The following is a 5,224-nucleotide window of genomic DNA, read 5'->3' as shown; positions in this document are numbered from 1 at the left end:
TAGAAGCATGGGACGCTGAATTCCCTGGTTTCGAACACGAAACTGAAGGTGCAGAGATCGAAGACGGTAAATACCACGTTCTTTGTATCAAAAAAGACGCACTATAATCGCCTAACGCGATAATGTGGCTACCCTATCAATCCCTCGCTAATTATAGCGGGGGATTTTTTTATACCGGTTAAATAGCAATTAAAAATTCCAACCAAGCATTCCACTTAGACTTAATTATTTTTAATACAAATTAAAATTCTTGAATCTGTAACAAAAAACATCCCTTTAAATACTTAATTGAATTTATTGTTAATATTTCCGAATAAGTATTCACTGGATGCTACTTTCAATATTATCACTAGGTGACAGTTACAACTTCTTGTAATAAAAGATTTTTCAATCAAATGAAAAAGTAGCAAATAGCTTTTAGGTGTCAATATTAAAATAATATGGCCGAATAACGATACAAAAATCACCACAACATATCATAAATGAAATCTTTTATTTCATTTATATTATTTTGTTTTTATCAAAATATGCACCTATATTAGGTCGAGTAAAAGATTAAGACTTCACTTTAAAATATAATTTTTATGGTTAAAGAATTATATTTTAATTATTTTATTACTAAAAAATTTAATAAAATAATTAAATTTTATTACTTACATAATAAATAATTCACCATGGAACCTATTTATTTAAATTAAGATAAATCCTTTTTTAATAAACTTTATCTCCTTTCTAATCATAGGTGAATATAATGTCATCAGATACAGACACTAAAAAAATGGGTCTTGTCGGCTTAACTGTACTTGTTGCAGTTAACATGATGGGTTCCGGTATTATTATGCTACCAGCAAGCTTGGCGCAAGTTGGTGCAATTTCAATGCTATCTTGGGTTGTAACTGCATTAGGCGCAATGTGTATTGCTTATACATTTGCTAAATGTGGTGCATTTTGTAAACGCTCTGGCGGTATGTCAGCTTACGCAGAAGAAGCACACGGAAAATCATCTTTCTTCATCTCTTCTTACACTTACTACGTGTGTTTAGTTATTAGCTGTGTTGCGATTGCCGTTTCAGCGTTAGGTTACATCAAACCATTTATACCCTGGCTTGATACACCTATCCACACTTTCTTCGGTGTCGTTGCTATCCTTATCTTCACTATGGTAGCTAACTTTGGCGGTGCGAAAATCACTGGTCAAATCTCTGCATTCACTGTTTGGGGTATCATTATTCCAGTTGCGGGTCTATCTATCATCGGTTGGTGGTGGTTCGATCCACAAACATTCATGAACGCATGGAACCCACACCACGACACAACTATGCACTCTGTATCTTCTGGTATCGCACTGACTTTATGGGCATTCCTAGGTATTGAATCTGCAGGTGCTAACTCTGATGCGGTTGAAAACCCAGAGCGTAACGTACCATTAGCAGTATTGTTTGGTACTGGTTTCGCAGCAATTGTTTACATTGCATCAACAGGTGTTATTCAGGGTATTATTCCTAACGCAGAATTATCAGCATCAACAGCACCATTTGGTTTAGTGTTCAGCCACATGTTTAACCCAACTGTAGGTAACATCGTTACCCTAGCAGCAGTTATCGCATGTATCGGCTCACTACTTGGCTGGCAGTTCACTAACGCACAGGTTTCTAAAGCAGCAGCAGATGAAGGTCTATTCCCTAAAATCTTTGCTAAAACCAACAAAGCAGGCGTACCCATTGCCGGTATGTTAATCATGCTAGCGGCTGAGATTTTACTAGCCGTAATGACTATCTCTCCTAACTTGATCAGTCAGTTCAACGCGCTATTGAACCTAGCAGTGTTTATTAATATGGTGCCTTACATCCTATCGATGACTGGTCTTGAAGTATTACTTCGCAAGAACATGGTGTCTAAAAAGCAATACCGTCTTGGTGCAACCGTGGGTACATTAGCTGTTCTTTACAGTATCTATGGCGTCTACGCCTGCGGTGCAACTGCAGTATTTGGCGGTACCATTCTGACACTACTGGGTTATATTTTCTACGGCTTCATTGCTGCTCGAGATACCAAACCCGACATTAAAACAAGTTAATTTATTAATAACCAACTAGAACAAAAGTGGGGATAAATAATAAATACGCTTACTATTAATAATGATATTAATAACCAGCTTTATTTATTCCCTGCTTAAAAAATTCGATCGAGCGTTTTATTACTTCACACTCATGAAGTCAGCATAAAACATATCAGCCATTAATCATTTTATTCAGGCGTTATTATGAACAACAACTATATAACCAACAAAATGCGTGCTCTCGTTATTGAACACCAAAACATTACTCCAAATAGCTTTGCTGATCGTGCAACTAAATCGCTAATTACAGAGCTACAGAATCGCAGTATCGAAATTATTACTGCAACATCTTATGAAGATGCACGTGCGGTTATTCTATCAACTCAAATTGATAGCCTAGTCTTGGCACTTGAAAAAACTGAAGAGCAAATCGTTAGCTCGAACGAAGAAGTTGAACTACTCAGTGCACTGCAAGCACGTCAATCTGAAGTGCCAGTATTTCTACTAGCAGAACGCGCTCGTACGTCTATACTTAACAACCGCCAATTAATGGAGCGTGTTGACGAGTGTTATTCAGTACTAGAAGACACCGCTGATTTCGTTGCTGGCCGTATCGTTGCTTCAATGCGTCGTTACCGTGCACAAGTGCTACCACCGTTCATGAAAGCGATGATGCACTACAACGACATCCATGAGTACTCATGGTCTGCTCCAGGTCACCAAGGTGGTATTGGTTTTACTAAGACTCCTGCTGGTAACCAATTCTTTGAATTCTTCGGCGAAAACTTGTTCCGTACCGATATGGGTATCGAGCGTGCTGCACTAGGTTCATTACTTGACCACAGCGGCGCATTTAAAGATTCAGAAGTTGAAGCAGCTAAAATCTTCGGTGCTCACCAGTCTTACTCTGGTATTGTCGGTACATCGGGATCAAACCGTACTATCATGCAAGCATGTATGAAAGATGACGACATCGCTATTTGTGACCGTAACTGTCACAAATCAATTGAACAAGGTCTGATCCTAACGGGCGCACGTCCAATCTATATGGTGCCTAGCCGTAACTGTTACGGTATCATCGGTCCGATCAGCAAAGTTCAAATGAGCAAAGAAGGCATTGCACTTAAAGCTAAAAATGCGGGCATTCCTTTCAACGCTGATGAGAAAAAAGCCAGCTACGCTGTAGTAACTAACTGTACTTACGACGGTTTATGTTACCACTCAGAAGTGACTGAAGCGCTACTAGGCGAAAGCTCTAGCCGTATTCACATGGACGAAGCTTGGTTCGGTTACGCACGTTTTAACCCTATCTACAAGGGTCACTACGCAATGCGTGGCGATGCTAAAGACCACACAGGTCCAACAGTGTTTGCTACTCACTCAACGCACAAGTTATTGAATGCATTGTCTCAAGCATCATACATTCACGTACGTAACGGTGAAAACGCGATTAACTTCGATCGTTTCAACCAAGCTTACATGATGCACACTTCAACATCACCACTATACGCAATCTGTGCGTCTAACGATGTTGCTGCGAATATGATGAAAGGCGAAAGTGGTCTATCGCTAACTAACGAAGTTAACCGCGAAGCGATCGTCTTCCGTCAAAGCATGCGCCAACTATTCAACGATTACACTAGCGAAAACGACTGGTTCTTCAAGCCTTGGAATGCTGAAATTGTTACTGAAATGAACGGCGACAAAGTTAATTTCGAAGATGCTTCTGTTGAGTCACTAATGACTATCCAACAGAACTGGAAATTAACGCCTGGTGACAAGTGGCACGGCTTTGACGAAATCGACAATGACTGGTGTATGCTTGATCCAATCAAAGTTAGCCTACTCACTCCGGGTCTTGATGATAAAGGTCAATTCCTAGATACCGGTGTTCCAGCAGCACTTGTAACTGCATACCTAGGTCGCTTTGGTATCGTACCAACTCGTACCACTGACTTCCAAGTAATGTTCCTATTCTCAATGGGTATTACTAAAGGTAAGCGTGACACCTTGATCAACACTTTATTGTCATTCAAGCGTCACTACGATGCTAACTCTGCGTTAGAAACAATCTTACCAGAGCTAGTGGCATCTTCGCCTCAAGCGTACTCGGGCCTTGGTTTACGAGATCTTGGTGAGCGAATGTTCAAGTATCTAGTTCGTCATAACCCAAGCCAAGTACTTAACCAAGCTTACTCAAGCCTGCCAGAAATGGAAGTGAAGCCACGTACTGCTTACCAGTTCGTAGTATCAGATGACGTAGAGCTAGTACCTTCTGACAAGCTAGTCGGTCGTGTTGCAGCGAACTCGGTAATCCCTTACCCACCAGGTATCCCAATGCTAATGGGTGGTGAAAACTTCGGTGATACCACCAGTCCTCAAATTCAGTATTTGAAAGCACTAGAAGCATGGGATGCGGAATTCCCTGGCTTCGAACACGAAACGGAAGGTGCAGAGATCGAAGACGGTAAATACCACGTTCTTTGTATTAAAAAAGAAGCACTATAAATCGTCTCATACGATAACGTGAAGACCCTATCAATCCTCCACGGGTAACTGTGGGGGATTTTTTATCTCGATAACTTAAGCGCAGGAAGTGCAGGAAGTGCAGGAAGTGCAGGTATTTGAATAAATAAACATCAATAACTAAAGCTTTACATATAAAAAATGCCGGCCTTAGCCAGCATTTTCTCAGAAGAGAGATCTTCGAATTATAACGCTACAACATTTGCAGCTTGCAGACCTTTTTGGCCTTGCTCTACTTCAAATGATACTTTTTGGCCTTCAGCCAAGGTCTTAAAGCCGTCTGAAGCGATGGCACGGAAGTGAACGAATACATCAGCACCGCCGTTGTCTTGAGTAATAAAACCAAAACCTTTCTCTTCGTTAAACCATTTTACTAAACCAGTTGTTGAATTAGACATGATGTGTCCCTTATATTTTATTTCATTAAGTTGCCGCAACACGCGACAGGCTGAAATGAAGATGTTTGAATATCGATAAAGCAAAGGGAAACACGGATACAACAACATAAATGTAGCGATAAACAGTTTTCTTTTTGATAAAGATGACAAATAACGTTTTCAGCAGTGTAAGACATTTAACTAATATCTTATTTAGTTAAACACCCTAATGGATGTTCAGGTAGCGGCTATACCGCTACCC

3 protein-coding genes are annotated in these 5,224 nt (G+C 40.2%); 2 read left to right on the top strand and 1 reads right to left on the bottom strand.

Features of this window, described 5'->3' with window-relative positions:
• The first annotated feature begins 751 nt into the window (after nt 1–751).
• Complete coding sequence (gene potE / locus C0W29_RS21355) at nt 752–2,077, top strand: putrescine-ornithine antiporter (RefSeq protein ID WP_107277791.1); 1,326 nt, start codon at nt 752–754, stop codon at nt 2,075–2,077.
• Nucleotides 2,078–2,263: 186 nt separating this feature from the next.
• Nucleotides 2,264–4,567 (top strand): arginine decarboxylase, encoded by a 2,304-nt coding sequence (gene adiA, locus C0W29_RS21350; protein ID WP_107277790.1) that lies wholly within the window; start codon nt 2,264–2,266, stop codon nt 4,565–4,567.
• Between the two features lie 203 nt (nt 4,568–4,770).
• Here the strand turns inward: adiA and cspE are convergent, their stop codons facing one another.
• The gene (gene cspE, locus C0W29_RS21345) at nt 4,771–4,983 is read right to left on the bottom strand and encodes a transcription antiterminator/RNA stability regulator CspE (protein ID WP_036789214.1); all 213 of its coding nucleotides are present in this window, start codon (nt 4,981–4,983) and stop codon (nt 4,771–4,773) included.
• Between the last annotated feature and the right edge of the window lie 241 nt (nt 4,984–5,224).

Source organism: Photobacterium kishitanii (assembly GCF_003026355.1).
Taxonomy (GTDB): domain Bacteria; phylum Pseudomonadota; class Gammaproteobacteria; order Enterobacterales; family Vibrionaceae; genus Photobacterium; species Photobacterium kishitanii.
This window is presented reverse-complemented; position numbering and strand designations above follow the sequence as displayed.